The sequence below is a fragment of the Streptomyces sp. NBC_00086 genome (assembly GCF_026343255.1).
Classification (GTDB): Bacteria; Actinomycetota; Actinomycetes; order Streptomycetales; family Streptomycetaceae; genus Streptomyces.
In genome coordinates this window covers 6,730,042-6,745,340 of the sequence record NZ_JAPELZ010000001.1, presented here as the reverse complement: position 1 = coordinate 6,745,340, position 15,299 = coordinate 6,730,042, and the positions used below count along the sequence as shown (strand labels likewise).

Below are 15,299 nucleotides of genomic sequence, written 5' to 3'. Positions count from 1 at the left end.
TACCCGGTGAAGCGCAGATCCCACATCCCCGACGCGCCCCTGCCCCAGATCTCCGGCATCGACCCGGTCCGCATGCGGCTGCCCCCCGACCCGGACGGGACCTGGCCTGACCTCGGCTCCTACCTCACTGCACGTTACGAGGGCACGCGCGGCTCCGAGTCCATGGCCCGCCTGCTGCGGGACGGCCGGGTGCTGGGCGCCGGCGGCCGGGTGCTGCGGCCGCAGGACCAGTACGAGCCCGGCGGCTTCCTGTGGTTCCACCGGGACATGCCGCCCGAGCCGGTGGTGCCCTTCCCCATCGGGGTCGTCTACCGCGACGAGCACCTGCTGGTGGCCGACAAGCCGCACTTCCTGGCCACCACCCCGCGCGGCAGCCACGTCTTCCAGACGGCCCTGGCCCGGCTCCGGGTGGAGCTCGGCCTGCCCGCCCTGAGCCCCGCGCACCGGCTGGACCGGATGACCGCCGGGCTCGTGCTGTTCAGCATCCGGCCCGAGGACCGGGGCGCGTACCAGCTGATGTTCCAGGAGCGGCGGATCCGCAAGGAGTACGAGGCGCTCGCGCCCCACGACCCGGCGGTGGAGTTCCCCCGGACCCTGCGCAGCCACATCGAGAAGGTGCGCGGGGTGATGGCGGCGACGGAGGTCGCGGGCGCCGAGCCCAACGCCGAGACCCTGGCCGAACTCCTCGCGGTCCGGGGGGACACCGGGCGCTACCGGCTGACCCCGCACACCGGGCGCACCCACCAGCTGCGGGTCCACATGAACAGCCTGGGCCTGCCGATCCTGGGCGACCCGGTCTACCCGGTGGTCCGCGATCCGGCGCCCGACGACTACCGGCGTCCGCTCCAGCTGCTGGCCCGCACCCTGGAGTTCACCGATCCGGCCACCGGGATCGCGCACCGCATCGAGAGCGGGCGCACCCTGCGGGCCTGGGAGGACCGTCCCGGCTGGGAAGAGGGATCCGGGGACCTGGGCACCGAAGACCCCGACGGGCCCTAGCGGGCGACGTCCGCGATCCGCAGCGCCGCGTCGGCGGTGGCCTCCGCGAAGGCGGCCACCGGGCGCGCCGGATCGGAGCGGTGGATCAGCATCACGCCTTCGATGAGACCGAAGACGATGTCGTTGCGGAGCACCAACCCGGCCCGGTCACCGGCGAGTTCGACTCCGGCGCCAGTCCCGTCGAGCAACTCCCGGTAGATGTCCTTGAGTTCCTGGCGCATCCGGCGGAAGCGCGCGAAGCGGGCACCGGAGACCTCGGGCAACAGGTAGAGCGCGCCCAGGTTGTACGGCCCCCCGCACAGCAGCATCACGTCCGAGCGGCACAGCTCCCAGAGCCGGCGGCCGGCGGGCCGGTCCGCTTCCCGGGCCAGCCGGCGGGCCAGCTCCAGGGAGGGCGCGACCGTGGACTCCAGGAGTTCGGCGAGGAGTTCCTCCTTGCCGCCGAAGTAGTGGTACATCGTGGCCTGGCGCATTCCGGCCCGTTCGGCCACCGCCCGCGTGGTGGTGGCCGCATACCCCTTCACCGTGAACAACTCGGCCGCCGCGTAGAGGAGTTCCTCGCGCGGCGGCCTCCCGCTCGCCGGTCTCAGCTGATCGGCGCGCGGCCGACCGACCCGTCTCGGCCCATCGTCCGTTCCACCAGTCATGGCCCGATTTTCCCACAGGACATGCCGAAGTGATCATGGCAAGAGATGAGATCCGGCCATGACCACTTATGGAGGAACATCCAAATCCGGTTAGCCCACCGAGCTGTAGGCCACCACACCGCGCAGCAGCGCGTCCACCGCCTTGCGGGCGTTGCGGGCCACCGTGCTCCCGCCTTCCGAGGAAGGCGGCGCAGAAGACGAAGGCGCCGCGGCGGCCACCTGCCCCAGCACGTCGATGACCTGCTTGCACCAGCGCACGAAGTCACCGGCCGGCATCTCCGCCTCGCGCAGCACCTCGTCCAGGCTCTTGTCGGAGGCCCACTGGTACACCGCCCACGCGAAGCCGAGGTCCGGCTCGCGCTGGCCCACGCCCTCCGCCTGGTTGATGCCGTGCTCCTCCTCCAGCGCGTCGAGCCGGCCCCAGATGTGGACCATCTCGCCGAGCGCGGCCTTCGCCGCGCCGCCCGGCACCTTCGGCGCGACCGCGTCGTCGGACTGCCGTGCCTCGAAGACCAGCGCCGAGACGCAGGCGGCCAGTTCGGCCGGGCTCAGCCCCTCCCAGATGCCGGCCCGCAGGCATTCCGACGCCAGCAGGTCGAGCTCTCCGTAGAGCCGGGCGAGCCGGCGCCCGTGCGGGGTCACCTCGTCCTCGCGCAGGTAGTCCAGGTCCGTCAGCAGCGCGTGGATCCGGTCGAAGGTGCGGGCGATGGTGTTCGTCCGGCCCTCGATGCGCTGCTCCAGCTGCCGTGTGTCCCGCTGGAGCCGGTGGTAGCGCTCCGCCCAGCGGGCGTGGTCCTCGCGCTCGTCGCAGCCGTGGCACGGATGTGCCCGCAGCGCGGTGCGCAGCCGCGTGATCTCCCGGTCGTCGGCCGCGGCCGCCCGGCCTCGGGGTGCCCGGCCGGGCCTGAAGTCGCCGGCCTTGGTCCGCAGTTGCGAGGCCAGATCCCGACGGGACTGCGGCGAGCGGGCGTTGAAGGTCTTGGGGATCCGCATCCGGTCGAGGGGCTCCACCGGCACCGGGAAGTCGATCCCGGCGAGCCGCTTGACCTGCCGCTCCGCGGTGAGCACCAGCGGGCGCGGACCCTCGGTGTACTCGTGCCCGCGGTGCCCGTTGGACCGCCCGGCCGGCACCCCCGGGTCCAGCACCAGGGCGAGCCCCGCGAACTTGCCCGTCGGCACGTGGATGATGTCGCCCGGCTTGAGCTTCTCCAGCGACGCGGCCGCCTGCGCCCGCCGCTGGGCGGCGCCCTGCTTGGCCAGGTCGTTCTCGCGGTCCTTGAGGTCGCGGCGCAGCCGCGCGTACTCCTCGAAATCACCGAGGTGGCAGGTCATGCCCTCCCGGTAGCCGTCCAGGCCCTCCTCGTTGCGCTGCACCTGCCGGGAGATCCCGACGACCGAGCGGTCGGCCTGGAACTGCGCGAAGGAGGTCTCCAGCAGCTCGCGCGAGCGGTGCCGCCCGAACTGCTGGACCAGATTGACGGCCATGTTGTACGAGGGCTTGAAGCTGGAGCGCAGCGGATACGTACGGGTACCCGCGAGCCCGGCCAGGCCCGCCGGGTCCATGCCCCGCTGCCACAGCACCACCGCGTGGCCCTCGACGTCGATGCCGCGCCGCCCGGCCCGCCCCGTGAGCTGCGTGTACTCGCCGGGGGTGATGTCGGCGTGCTGTTCGCCGTTCCACTTGACGAGCTTTTCCAGGATGACCGTGCGCGCCGGCATGTTGATGCCCAGCGCCAGGGTCTCGGTGGCGAAGACCGCCTTCACCAACCCCCGTACGAACAGCTCCTCGACGACCTCCTTGAAGGTGGGCAGCATGCCCGCGTGGTGCGCGGCGATGCCCCGCTCCAGGCCTTCGAGCCATTCGTAGTACCCCAGGACGTGCAGGTCCTCGGTGGGGATGGAGGCGGTCCGCTCCTCGACGATCTCGCGCACCTTCAGGCGCGCGGTGTCGTCGTTGAGCCGCAGCCCCGCGTACAGGCACTGCTGGACGGCGGCCTCGCAGCCGGCCCGGCTGAAGATGAAGTTGATGGCGGGCAGCAGCCCGTCGCCGTCCAGCCGGGCGATGACCTCGGGGCGCGAGGGGGTCCAGATCCGGCCGCGGGAGCGCCGCTCGCGCTCGCGGTCGGCCTCGCGGACCATCTTTCCGCGCCGCCGGTCCTTCGGGGTGTACCGGCTGCTGTTCTCCTCGCGCGCCATCCGCAGCAGATCGGGGTTGACCTCGCGGCGCGCGGAGCCGCGGCCGCCGTGGTCGGACCCCTCCTCGAAGAGGTCGTAGATCCGCCGGCCGGCCATGACGTGCTGCCACAGCGGTACGGGCCGTTCCTCGGAGACGATCACCTGGGTGTCGCCGCGCACGGTGTCCAGCCAGTCGCCGAACTCCTCGGCGTTGGAGACGGTGGCGGAGAGCGAGACCAGGGTCACCGACTCGGGGAGGTGGATGATCACTTCCTCCCACACGGCTCCGCGGAACCGGTCGGAGAGGTAGTGCACCTCGTCCATCACCACGTAGCCCAGACCGACCAGCGCCCGCGAGCCCGCGTACAGCATGTTGCGGAGCACCTCGGTGGTCATGACGACCACCGGCGCATCGGAGTTGACGCTGTTGTCGCCGGTGAGCAGACCTACCTTGTCGGCGCCGTAGCGCTTGGCGAGGTCGGCGTACTTCTGGTTCGACAGGGCCTTGATGGGCGTGGTGTAGAAGCACTTGCGGCCCTGTTGGAGGGCCAGGTGCACGGCGAACTCGCCGACGATGGTCTTGCCCGAGCCGGTCGGGGCGGCGACGAGGACGCCCTTGCCGGCCTCCAATGCCTTGCAGGCCTCGATCTGGTAGGGATCCAGGTCGAATTCGTACATCTCGCGGAAGGGCGCCAGGGCCGAGGCCTCTTCGGCGGCGCGGATCCGGGCAGCGGCGTACCGCTCGGCGGGAGAAAGTTCTTCGGTCATCTTGTCATCGAGCCTACCCGCCGCCCCTGACAACAGTCGCGATCTTTTGCGCGGGCCCGGACGTCCTACGCCAGGAGCCGCAGGGCCGCCGGGACGCACCGCGCGCTCACCGGGAGCGGGCCCAGCGGCTCGCCGTCGGCGTAGGCCGTGATGCCGGCCGCCTCCAGGGTCACCTTCGCGGCCCGGTGGACGGTGACCTTCGGATGGTCGAGGTGGGTGCCCTTGTAGACCCGCGGGAACACCTTCAGCAGGGTGGTGCGGCTGCAGTCGCCGACGACGGTGACGTCGAAGAGGCCGTCGTCGGGGACCGCGTCCGCGCAGATGCGCATGCCGCCGCCGTAGGAGGAACCGTTGCCGACGGCCACCAGCGTGGCCTCGGTCTCCAGGACCGGGCCGTCGTCCAGGGTGATCCGGTACGGGAAGGGCCGGAAGGCGGCCAGTTCCAGAGCCATCGCCAGGTCGTACTTGAACCGGCCCACCGGCAGCCGCATCCGGTTGCCCCGATCGTTGACCCGCGAGTCGAAGCCGGAGCACAGCACGGTCCCGTACCAGGTGTCACCGGCGCCGTCCCCGCCCCTGCTCACCCGGCCGAGGTCCATCTCGCGGACCCGGCCCTCCTTGAGCGCCTCGGCGGCCAGCCGGCCCGCCCGCGCCGGTTCCCGTACCGGCAGGCCCATCGCGCGCGCGAAATCGTTCCCGGTGCCCACCGCTACCACCCCGAGCGGCACCAGCGTGCCGGCGAGCGCCTGCAGCGCGAGGGAGACCATCCCGTCGCCGCCGACCGCGATCACCGCCCCGGTGCCCTCGCGCACCGCCGTGCGCAACCGGGCCAGGGCGTCGGGGGCATCGCCGCCGACGACGGTCCGCACCGAGAAGCCGGCCTCGCGAAGCGCGGAAGCGGCCGGCTGCGCGGCGTGCGCGGCCCGGCCGCTTCCGGCGGTGGGATTGACGAAGAGGGTGATCTCAGCACTCACCCGCGGGAATGTACCTGCCAGGGCGGACCCGCGTCGATCAGGTGGCGTCGTCGTAGCCGTTGATCCGCTGGCGGCCGCCGTCGGCCTGCTCGGGCAGGGCGTTCGGAGCCGCCACGGCCTCGACCGCACCCACCTCCGCCGGCGTCAGGTCCACCGCGGAGGCCTCGTCGTCGTCGAGGCCCGCGTCGGGGTCCTTCCGTGCCCGCCTGCGGTCGTTGAGGTAACAGACCGCGAGGGCGATGAAGTACAGGGCGACGATCGGCGTGGCCAGAGCCAGCATCGTCAGCGGGTCACCGCTGGGCGTCGCGAACGCGGCGAATAGGGTGATGCCCAGCACCATGGCCCGCCACCAGCTCGCGAGCCGCTTCGCGGTCAGCACCCCGGTGACGTTGAGCAGGATCAGCAGCAACGGCAGCTCGAAGGCCAGGCCGAAGACCACGATCATGCGCGTGATGAGGTCGAGGTAGTCGTCGACCGGCAGCAGGTTGCTCGCGTTGTCGGGGGTGAACTCCAGCAGGATCACCGCGGTCTGCGGCAGGACCTTGTACGCGAGGACCGCGCCGGCGCCGAACAGCGGTGCGCCGACCGCCACGAAGGCCACGGCGTACTTCTTCTCGTGGTTGTGCAGCCCCGGGGCCACGAAGGCCCACAGCTGGTACAGCCACACCGGCGCGGCGAGCACCACACCGGCGGTGAGGGAGACCTTCAGGGCGATGGAGAAGGGCGCGATGAGGCCGTTGACCGTCATGGCGGCGCAGGGCTTCCCGTTGCGCTGCGTGACCACGCCGTTGGAACAGCCGACGGAGTCCAGGATCGGCTTCATCATGAAGTCGATCAGGTCCTTGTAGAAGAACGCGGCCACGATGGTGACCACGAGGACCCCGAGGACGGCCTTCATCAGCCGGTTTCTCAGCTCACGCAGGTGCTCGACAAGAGGCATCCGCCCTTCGGCGTCCTTCGCCTTCTGTTCCTGCTTCTCCTGCTTGCGGGCAGACTTGAGCAACCCACGTCCCTTGTCTCGTTGCAGTTGACTGGTGCGCGCGCGGCCGGCGGACCGGCCGCCGTCAGCCCTGCGTGGTGTGGTTGGGCTCGTTCACGGGGCGGGCGCTGGTGACGTCGCCGGGCGAGGCCTGGATCGTGCGCGGGGCCGTGGCCTGCTGCTGGGGCGCCGGGTCGGCGACGGAAGAAGCGGTGGCGGCGTCCTCCGCCTCCCCCTCCTTCTTCATCGCCTTCGCCTCGCTCTTGAGGATGCGGGCGGACTTGCCGAGCGAGCGGGCCATGTCGGGAAGCTTCTTGGCACCGAACAGCAGGAAGATCACGGCGACGATCAGGAGGATTTCGAGGGGCTTCAGGTTGCCGATCATGTGTGTCTTCCTTCTCACCGAAACGGCTGGTTGTGGTAGTCAAGACGGCTCTGACCGAGATCGGTAAGCCGTTCTGACAAGGATCGTAACCCCCGGGGGTTAACGCCAGGCAATGCCCCGGGGCATCACCGCTTGCGTGGTCAGACAGTACGACGGTTGCCTGGCGATGGCTATGGCCGCACGGAGCGCCCGGCTCTGGCCAGGCCCGTCGCCGCCCGCTCCAGGTCCGCGGAGGCCTCCGCGATCCGGCGTCCGGCGTCCGCGACCTGCACGGAGAGGCGGCGCACCTCCACGAAAACCCGCACGGCGAGCACGGCGAGCACGGCGACCCCGAGGAAGCCCAGAGCGATTGCGAACATCGGCCACAGCATGTGACGAGCCTAGGCCACCGCCCGCCTCACACGCTGCGCAGGGTGCTCACTCCGCCACCGGTCAGCAGTTCCACGATGCGCTCACCGGCCGGTTTGCGTACCGGAGCGCCGCACTCGGGACAGGTGAAGGAGTAGAAGGTCGTACGCCGGCTGCCGCCGATGGCCAGGCGCAAGGAGCCCGCGTCCAGCTCGAAACGGGCCCGGCAGTCGGGACAGGACGCCTTGAACGCGACCGACATCGCGCGGATCCCCCCTCGGCCCTCAGCCCTGTTCCCCGGCCGCGGCACTCGCGGCGGCCACGTCCTCGACCGCCTGGCCCTCGTACGCGGCGAGCGCCTCCCGGGCCGCCCTGCGGGCGCTGTCCGCCAGCTCCACGGGGGACACGATCCGACCCTCACGGCCCAGCCGCAGCGCCAGGCGCCGCAGCGAGCCCGGGTCAGGGGTCCGCAAGGTGATCCGCAGGCCCCCCTCGGGCAGCTCCTCGGCACTGTCGTGCGGGTAGTACTCGGCCACCCAGCGCCCGCCGGGACCGACCTCGACCACGACCTCCGGATCCTCGGCGGCGGGCTGGACCAGCCCCTCGGACAGATCACGGGGCTCGATGGCCGGCGGATCGGCCCGCTCGTCGAGCAGCCGGATCTCGGCCACCCGGTCCAGCCGGAAGGTGCGCCGGGCCTCCGAGAGGTGGCACCACCCCTCCATGTAGGTGTGCCCGACGGCGAACAGCCGGATCGGGTCCACCGTGCGTTCGGTGAGCTCGTCGCGCGCGGGCGAGTAGTAGCGCAGCCACAGCCGGCGCCGCTCGGCGATGGCCCGGTCCACGTCGGCGAAGACCCCGCCCTCGGACTCGAAGGTCACCGACAGCCGGGAACTGGCCCCGGCCACCTCCCCCGCGGCCGCCTCCAGCTTCGCGGTCGCCCGCAGCAGGGCCTGGCGGTCCCCCTCGCGCAGCCCCGGCAGCGTGGCCACGGCCCGCGCCGCCACCAGCAGCGCCGTCGCCTCGTCGGCGGCCAGCCGCAGCGGCTCGGCGGTGGACTCCCCCGACGCGTCGGGATTGCGCCACCAGATGCGCTCCCCGTCGGTGTCGATGTCGAGCAGGTCACCGCCCCGGAAGCTGGTCCCGCACATGGGCAGCACGTCGAGGTCCGAGATCAGCTCGTCCTCGGTGATCCCGAAGGCCCGGGCCACGTCCGCGACGTGCGCACCCGGGCGCTCGCGCAGGTACGTCACCAGGGACAGCATCCGGCGCGTCTGGTCGATGGCGTTGGCAGCCATGCTGGTACGTCTCCCCCTCAGGGCGTTGCTCAATGATCTTGCCCGGTCCACCCGCTCCCGCGCGGCACCGCACGGCTCCGCGCGGCCCGACGACGGGCCGGCCCTAGCCCTTGGCCACGGCCCGCAGCCGGTCCACCACATCGGCCCGCAGGTCGGCCGGCTCCAGCACCACGACATCCGGGCCGAACTCCACCAGCCAGGCGTCCAGCCCGTGCCCGTACGGGATCTCCAGCTCGTCCCAGCCCTCGCCGCCCTCGCGCACCGCCGTGGCCTTGGACCGCAGCGGATAGCCCGCCCCCGCACGCAGCCGGATCAGCGCCGAACGCTCCGCGCTCTCCCCGGCCCACCTCGCCACGGTCTCCCGCACGGTCACCACGTCCGGGACCTCGGCGGTGTACTTGGCCGCCCGCGAGCGGACCTTGCCCGTGATCCGGGAGAGCCGGAACACGCGCTCCGCCCCGCGGTCACGGTCGAAGCCCGCCAGGTACCAGTGGCCGCGCCAGCACTCCAGGGCCCACGGCTCGACCTGACGGGTCTCAGGACGGGCGGCGGTGGACTTGCGGTAGTCGAAGACGACCGGGCGGCGATCGCGGCAGGCCAGCATCAGCGGCTCGAAGGCCGCCTCGTGCACCGGGATCCTCGGTTCGATGGCACTGTGCTGGCCCTCGTACGGATCCGAGGCCTCCGGCATACCGCCGGCACGCAGCTTCTGCAGGGCGCCACTGGCCGCCCCGGCGAGCCGGGCCTGCTGCCAGACCTTGGCGGCGAGCCCCAGGGCCGCGGCCTCCTCGGCGTCCAGCGCCACGGGCGGCAGCCGGTTGGAATCACGGCGCGCCAGATAACCGGTGTCGCCCTCCAGGTTCTCGACGGTCTCGATGACCAGCCCGAGCTCCCGCAGATCGTCCTTGTCCCGCTCGAACATGCGGTTGAAGGACTCGTCGTTCCCGGCTTCCATGTAGGCCTCGATGGAACCGCGCAGTTCCCGCTTGCTGAGCGGCCGACGCGTCCCCAGCAGACACAGCGCCAGATTCATCAGCCGCTCGGCCTTGGCAATCGCCATCGACGCCCATCCGCCCTTCCAGACCTTCGAGTCGTGTCCCCGGTACACCCTCGTGACCGCTGACCGTACCGCCCCGATGGTCCAGGGCAAAAGCGAGGGCCCCCGCCTCGGAGACGGGGGCCCCACACGCTCCACGGCGACGCTTCACGGCGCCGCCCACAGCGGACTGATCAGGCGGCCATCAGGTCGCACACGAAGATCAGCGTCTCGCCCGGCTTGATCGCGCCACCGGCGCCACGGTCGCCGTACGCGAGGTGGGCCGGGATCGTCAGCTTGCGACGGCCGCCGACCTTCATGCCCTGGACGCCCTGGTCCCATCCGGAGATGACCTGGCCGACACCGAGCTGGAACTGCAGCGGCGCGCCGCGGCCCCAGGAAGCGTCGAACTCCTCGCCGGAGGAGAAGGCCACGCCCACGTAGTGGACGGAGACGCGGGAACCCGCCTTGGCCTCGGCACCCTCGCCGACCCAGATGTCCTCGATGACGAGGTCGGTCGGGACCGGGCCCTCGGGGAAGTCGATCTCGGGCTTCTCGAGCTTGTCGCTCACGGAACTGCTCCTCAAAAACTTACGAACAGGGGGACAACCTGGACAGTCTTACACCACGGCGAGGATGTCGAGGCTGAAGACCAGCGTCGAGTTGGCCGGGATGGTGCCCTGCTCCTTGTCACCGAAACCCTGGTCCGCCGGGATGACCAGCAGGATGCGGCTGCCCGCCTTCTTGCCGACGATCCCGTCCTTCAGGCCCTTGACCTGAAGGTCCGCGAGCGGCCACGTCACCGTCGTGTCGGTGCCGTAGGTGCTCTCGAACGTCTTGTCGTCCTTCCACGTCTTGCCGTTGAACTTGACGACGACGCTGTCGGTGTCCTTCACGACCGCGCCCTCGCCCTCCAGGACGTAGTTCGACACGAGCTTCGCCGGCGGCGTGCCGTCCTTCGGAACGGCCACGGAAACTTCCTTGCCGTCCGTGTTCACGCCCACCTTCGGCAGGGCCGCGTCCGTCTGCGGGACCGCCTTGCCCGTGGCCGAAACCGGCACGGAAGTGGCCTTGACGACGTCCACGACGAACACCAGCGTGGCGTTCGGCTTGATCGTCTCGCCCGAGCCCTGCTCGCCGTAACCGAGGTCCGGCGGAATCACCAGCTCCAGACGGCTGCCGACCTTCTTGCCCTCCAGGCCCTGGTCCCAGCCCTTGATGACCTGGCCCGCACCGATCGTCACGTCGAACGGCTTGCCCTTGCCGAAGCTCTGGTCGAACGGCTTCGTACCGTCCCAGACCTGGCCGAGGTAGTTGACCTGGGCGATGTCGCCCTTCTTCAGCGCCGGGCCGTCACCCTCGCTGATCGTCACCACCTTCAGTTCCTTCGGCGGGGTGCCCTTGCCCTTCGCGAGGGCGGGGGTCTCCCCGAACTTGGCGCCCTCCGTGATCGCGGGCGCCCCGTTCTTCATCTGGGCGGAGTCGGAGCCGCTGTCGCCACAGGCCGCTGTCGACAGCAGCAGAAGGGGTACGACAAGCAGGCCGGCAAGTCGGCGCACGTGTTCCTCAGATCTCAGACGGCACAAAGGTCGTCGCCACTCTAAGGCGTGGACAGGGCCCCGTACGAGATACGTACGAGGCCCCGGCCAAGATCAGTGCGATGTCACACTGCGCCACACGGCGCCCTGTAGACCCTCACATCCCCGCGATCAGCTTCTCCACCCGGTCGTCCACCGACCGGAACGGGTCCTTGCACAGCACCGTGCGCTGCGCCTGATCGTTCAGCTTCAGATGCACCCAGTCGACCGTGAAGTCCCGCCGCTGCTCCTGCGCACGACGGATGAAGTCACCCCGCAACCTCGCCCTCGTCGTCTGCGGAGGCACCGACTTGCCCTCGAAGATCTTCAGGTCGTTGCAGATCCGCGCCGCCTGCCCCTTGCGCTCCAGCAGGTAGTACAGCCCGCGCCTGCGGTGGATGTCGTGATACGCGAGGTCTATCTGAGCCACCCGCGGATTCGACATCGTCATGTTGTGCTTCGCCCGGTACCGCTCGATCAGCTGGTACTTCATCACCCAGTCGATCTCGGTCCCGATCCGGTCCAGGTCCTCCGCGTCGATCGCGTCCAGCGTCCGGCCCCACAGCTCCAGCACCTGGTCCACGACACCCGTACGGATGCCCCGGCGCTCCGCGAAGTCCACCGCCTTGTCGTAGTACTCCCGCTGGATCTCCAGCGCTGAGGCCTCCCGACCGCTCGCCAGCCGCACCTTGCGCTGACCCGTGATGTCGTGGCTGACCTCGCGGATCGCCCGGATCGGGTTCTCCAGCGTCAGGTCCCGCATCACCGTGCCCGCCTCGATCATGCGCAGCACCAGATCGGTCGCCCCGACCTTCAGCAGCATGGTCGTCTCGGACATGTTCGAGTCGCCCACGATCACGTGCAGACGCCGGTAGCGCTCCGCGTCCGCGTGCGGCTCGTCCCGCGTGTTGATGATCGGCCGCGAACGGGTCGTGGCCGAACTGACGCCCTCCCAGATGTGCTCGGCCCGCTGACTCACGCAGTAGACCGCGCCCCGGGGCGTCTGCAGCACCTTGCCCGCACCACAGATCAGCTGCCGCGTGACGAGGAACGGGATCAGAATGTCCGCCAGCCGGGAGAATTCCCCGTGCCGGGCCACCAGGTAGTTCTCATGGCAGCCGTACGAGTTTCCCGCCGAGTCGGTGTTGTTCTTGAACAGATAGACGTCGCCCGCGATTCCCTCCTCGTGCAGGCGGCGTTCGGCGTCGACGAGCAGGCCTTCGAGAATGCGCTCGCCGGCCTTGTCGTGGGTGACCAGTTCGATCAGGTTGTCACATTCGGGAGTTGCATACTCCGGATGCGAACCCACGTCGAGGTAGAGGCGGGCGCCGTTCCGCAGGAAGACATTGCTACTGCGGCCCCATGACACAACACGGCGGAAGAGGTAGCGCGCCACTTCGTCAGGAGACAGTCGGCGCTGTCCCCTGAACGTGCACGTGACGCCGTACTCGTTCTCCAGCCCGAAAATGCGGCGGTCCATGACTGAACATTACGCCTTCTGCTCTGTTCTGAAACCGAGTTCGCAGGCGCCGTTTCGATCATTTTCCCGAGAGACCACCCCACCACCCGCCCGCCGGCCCGCCCCTCACCCGCCCACCGGCCCGCCTAAGACCCCGTCACCGAGGCCTCCGCAGAGCCCTCCAACGGCCCCGCCGAGCCCGCCCCCGAGCCCACCGCCGACTGCCCCGCCACCGACCCCGGCGCGGAACCCGCCACCGCACGACTCGCACCCGGCCTCGCCAGCACCCGCTGAGTCACCGTCAGCACCAGCAGCGCCGCGGCCCCCGCCACACTCGCCACCGCGAACCCCGCCGCCGTACCCCCAGCCTCCACCGCAGGACCCGCCGCCGCCGTACCGATCGCCGCACCCACCCCGAAGAACGTCACCAGCCACGAGAACGCCTCCGTCACCGTGCCCACCGGAGCATGCCGGTCCACCACGATGAACGCACACGCCAGAGCCGGAGCCAGGAACACCCCCGCCAGCGCCGCGAACCCCGTCATCGCCACCACACCCGGCACCAGCATCAGCGGCAGATAACACACCGCCAGCAACGCCACCAGCAACCACAGCCGCCGCTCCGCCGCACCCGCCCACTGCCGCGCCCCGTACAGCACGCCACCGAACAGCGCACCCAGACCCAGCGCCGCCATCAGCCAGCCGTACACCGCCTGACCACCGTGCTCGTCCGCGTACGCCACACCCGCCACCGTGATCGACCCCAGCGCCGTCCCCACGAAGAAGAACGCCCCCAGCAACGCCAGCAGACCCCGCGAACGCAGCGCCCCCAGCCAATGCGCCTCCCGCGGCTCCGAACGCCACGTGCGCGAAGGCTCCGACACCACCACCGACAGCGCCCCCAGCACCCCGATCCCGTTGATCACCAGCAGCGCCGCCGCCGGATCCCACAGCGCCACGCACAAGGTCACCAGCAGCGGCCCCACCGTGAACATGACCTCCTGGGCCACCGCGTCCATCGCGTACGCCGCATGGACCCGCTCCTCCTTGCCACCCAGCACGCTCGGCCACAGCGCCCGCAGCCCGCCCTCCAGCGGCGGCGTGAACAGCCCCGCCACCACCACCGCCGCGTACGCCACCGCCACCGACCCCGTACCGGCCAACGCCAGCCACACCATGCCCAGCGCCGACACCACCGCCGCCGGCAACTGCACCCGCGGCTGCCCGAACAGGTCCACCGCCCGCCCCAGCAACGGCTGCCCCACCGCGTTCGACACCCCGTACACGGCCGCCAGCGCCCCCGCCAGGCTGTAGCTGCCACCCTCCGCCCGGGTGAACAGCACGATCGCGATCGGCCCCGTCCCGTTCGGCAGCCGGCCTATGAGCGTGCCCACCAGCAGCCTCGCGGCATGCCGGGTCCTGAGCAGCTCCGCGTAACCCGCGGCCATGTCCGCCCCCTTCCACCCGGACCCAGCCGGGAACAACCAAGTAATACGTATAACGTGACCGGTCATACGTACCATGACCAATGTCGGACGGTCCACCCACCCGACCCCCCACACCCCCCGCGACCTCGCACTACAGGAGCACCGTGTGACGAGACCCACCAGCCGCGACGTGGCCACCGCCGCCGGAGTCTCCCAGGCCACCGTCTCCCTCGTCCTCGGCGACAAATGGCGCGGCCGCGTCTCCGAACGCACCGCCGACCACGTCCGCCACACCGCCACCGAACTCGGCTACCGCCCCAACCTCGCCGCCCGCAACCTCCGCCTCGGCTCCACCCGCACCGCCCTCCTCGTCGTCCCCGCCCTCACCAACGAATTCTTCGCCCGCGTCTACACCGGCGCCGCCCGCATCGCCGCCGAACACGGCTTCGGCGTCGTCCTCTACCCCTCCCCCGACGGCACCGGCCCCGCCCGCGACCCCTTCGCCTCCGCCCGCGCCGCCCTCGACGGAGTCATCGCCTCCTCCATGGCCGCCGACGCCCTCCACGCCCTCGGCGGCGACGGACTCCCCCTCGTCATGCTCGACAGCGACCCCACCGCCGACACCGCCCACGCCCACGTCAACCTCGCCATCGCCGACGGCATGCGCCAAACCGCCGAACACCTCCTCACCCACGGACACCACCGCTTCCTCCACCTCGCCTCCGCCATCGACTCCTGGACCTTCGACGTCCGCGCGAACGCCCTGGCCGCCCTCCTGCCGCCCCCCGCCGAGCTGCGCACCGTACGGGCCCACCTCAGCGTGGAAGCCGCCCGTACGGCCATGGAAGCCGCCCTGGACACCCCCGCGGACCGCCGCCCCACCGCCGTCGTCTGCGACGACGACATCCTGGCCGCCGGCGCCTGCAAGGCCGCCCGCCGCCTCGGCCTGCGCATCCCCGAAGACCTCTCCGTCACCGGCTTCGACGACCTCGCCCTCGCCACCGCCGTCGAACCGGAACTCACCACCGTCCACCTCCCCGCCGAACGCGTCGGCGAACAGGGCATGACCGCCCTTCTCGCCGTCCTCGAAGGCACCCCCTGGACCCCCGTCGACATCCCGGTCCACCTCGTCGTCCGCGACTCCACCGGGCCCGCACCCCGCATCTGAGCCCGGGAACGCGAAAAGCGCCCCCGACCCGAAGGCCAGGGGCGCTCACCCATCACTTC

The 15,299-nt window shown here is 70.9% G+C and carries 15 protein-coding genes; 2 read left to right on the top strand and 13 right to left on the bottom strand.

What is annotated here, in order from left to right; all coding sequences use genetic code 11:
* The first annotated feature begins 6 nt into the window (after positions 1-6).
* Entirely contained in the window at positions 7-999 is a 993-nt protein-coding gene (locus tag OG276_RS30590; protein ID WP_266910172.1) for an RluA family pseudouridine synthase, read from the top strand.
* Here OG276_RS30590 and OG276_RS30585 read toward each other — a convergent pair.
* The 13 genes from OG276_RS30585 to OG276_RS30525 all read right to left on the bottom strand — a co-directional run bounded on the left by OG276_RS30585 (position 996) and on the right by OG276_RS30525 (position 14,093).
* Positions 996-1,646, bottom strand: coding sequence for a TetR/AcrR family transcriptional regulator (locus OG276_RS30585; RefSeq protein ID WP_266910170.1), 651 nt, complete (start codon positions 1,644-1,646; stop codon positions 996-998). The genes OG276_RS30590 and OG276_RS30585 overlap by 4 nt on opposite strands.
* Positions 1,647-1,736: 90 nt before the next feature.
* Complete coding sequence (locus OG276_RS30580) at positions 1,737-4,589, bottom strand: RNA helicase (RefSeq protein ID WP_266910168.1); 2,853 nt, start codon at positions 4,587-4,589, stop codon at positions 1,737-1,739.
* A 65-nt stretch (positions 4,590-4,654) separates the two neighbouring features.
* The gene (locus tag OG276_RS30575) at positions 4,655-5,563 is read right to left on the bottom strand and encodes a diacylglycerol kinase (RefSeq protein WP_266910166.1); all 909 of its coding nucleotides are present in this window, start codon (positions 5,561-5,563) and stop codon (positions 4,655-4,657) included.
* A gap of 37 nt (positions 5,564-5,600) precedes the next feature.
* Positions 5,601-6,566: a twin-arginine translocase subunit TatC gene (tatC, locus tag OG276_RS30570; protein ID WP_266910164.1), complete on the bottom strand. Its 966-nt coding sequence runs from the start codon at positions 6,564-6,566 to the stop codon at positions 5,601-5,603.
* A gap of 61 nt (positions 6,567-6,627) precedes the next feature.
* On the bottom strand, positions 6,628-6,927 hold the full coding sequence (gene tatA, locus OG276_RS30565) for a Sec-independent protein translocase subunit TatA (protein ID WP_266910162.1): 300 nt from the start codon (positions 6,925-6,927) through the stop codon (positions 6,628-6,630).
* A gap of 170 nt (positions 6,928-7,097) precedes the next feature.
* The gene (locus OG276_RS30560; protein ID WP_266910160.1) at positions 7,098-7,298 is read right to left on the bottom strand and encodes a hypothetical protein; all 201 of its coding nucleotides are present in this window, start codon (positions 7,296-7,298) and stop codon (positions 7,098-7,100) included.
* 26 nt (positions 7,299-7,324) lie between these two features.
* Positions 7,325-7,537 (bottom strand): CpXC domain-containing protein, encoded by a 213-nt coding sequence (locus OG276_RS30555; protein WP_243334037.1) that lies wholly within the window; start codon positions 7,535-7,537, stop codon positions 7,325-7,327.
* 22 nt (positions 7,538-7,559) lie between these two features.
* Positions 7,560-8,573, bottom strand: a complete 1,014-nt coding sequence (locus tag OG276_RS30550) for a YafY family protein (RefSeq protein ID WP_266910158.1) — start codon at positions 8,571-8,573, stop codon at positions 7,560-7,562.
* A gap of 103 nt (positions 8,574-8,676) precedes the next feature.
* The gene (locus OG276_RS30545) at positions 8,677-9,633 is read right to left on the bottom strand and encodes a YafY family protein (RefSeq protein ID WP_266910156.1); all 957 of its coding nucleotides are present in this window, start codon (positions 9,631-9,633) and stop codon (positions 8,677-8,679) included.
* A gap of 170 nt (positions 9,634-9,803) precedes the next feature.
* The gene (locus OG276_RS30540; protein WP_266910154.1) at positions 9,804-10,181 is read right to left on the bottom strand and encodes an FKBP-type peptidyl-prolyl cis-trans isomerase; all 378 of its coding nucleotides are present in this window, start codon (positions 10,179-10,181) and stop codon (positions 9,804-9,806) included.
* Between the two features lie 48 nt (positions 10,182-10,229).
* Entirely contained in the window at positions 10,230-11,168 is a 939-nt protein-coding gene (locus tag OG276_RS30535; protein ID WP_266910152.1) for an FKBP-type peptidyl-prolyl cis-trans isomerase, read from the bottom strand.
* A gap of 136 nt (positions 11,169-11,304) precedes the next feature.
* Positions 11,305-12,666: a Pup--protein ligase gene (gene pafA, locus OG276_RS30530; protein WP_053678744.1), complete on the bottom strand. Its 1,362-nt coding sequence runs from the start codon at positions 12,664-12,666 to the stop codon at positions 11,305-11,307.
* A 125-nt stretch (positions 12,667-12,791) separates the two neighbouring features.
* Positions 12,792-14,093, bottom strand: coding sequence for an MFS transporter (locus OG276_RS30525; protein WP_266910147.1), 1,302 nt, complete (start codon positions 14,091-14,093; stop codon positions 12,792-12,794).
* A gap of 145 nt (positions 14,094-14,238) precedes the next feature.
* Here OG276_RS30525 and OG276_RS30520 point away from each other — a divergent pair, with 145 nt between their 5' ends.
* A complete protein-coding gene (locus tag OG276_RS30520; protein WP_266910145.1) occupies positions 14,239-15,240 on the top strand; it encodes a LacI family DNA-binding transcriptional regulator in 1,002 nt (333 codons plus the stop codon).
* Positions 15,241-15,299: the final 59 nt, after the last annotated feature.

Excerpts from the sequence above, each read along its gene's own strand:
- OG276_RS30585 (WP_266910170.1), bottom strand. The coding sequence starts at position 1,646 with ATGACTGGTGGAACGGACGATGGGCCGAGACGGGTCGGTCGGCCGCGC.
- OG276_RS30580 (WP_266910168.1), bottom strand. The coding sequence starts at position 4,589 with ATGACCGAAGAACTTTCTCCCGCCGAGCGGTACGCCGCTGCCCGGATC.
- tatA (WP_266910162.1), bottom strand. The coding sequence starts at position 6,927 with ATGATCGGCAACCTGAAGCCCCTCGAAATCCTCCTGATCGTCGCCGTG.
- OG276_RS30560 (WP_266910160.1), bottom strand. The coding sequence starts at position 7,298 with ATGCTGTGGCCGATGTTCGCAATCGCTCTGGGCTTCCTCGGGGTCGCC.
- OG276_RS30555 (WP_243334037.1), bottom strand. The coding sequence starts at position 7,537 with ATGTCGGTCGCGTTCAAGGCGTCCTGTCCCGACTGCCGGGCCCGTTTC.
- OG276_RS30550 (WP_266910158.1), bottom strand. The coding sequence starts at position 8,573 with ATGGCTGCCAACGCCATCGACCAGACGCGCCGGATGCTGTCCCTGGTG.
- OG276_RS30545 (WP_266910156.1), bottom strand. The coding sequence starts at position 9,633 with ATGGCGATTGCCAAGGCCGAGCGGCTGATGAATCTGGCGCTGTGTCTG.
- pafA (WP_053678744.1), bottom strand. The coding sequence starts at position 12,666 with ATGGACCGCCGCATTTTCGGGCTGGAGAACGAGTACGGCGTCACGTGC.
- OG276_RS30525 (WP_266910147.1), bottom strand. The coding sequence starts at position 14,093 with ATGGCCGCGGGTTACGCGGAGCTGCTCAGGACCCGGCATGCCGCGAGG.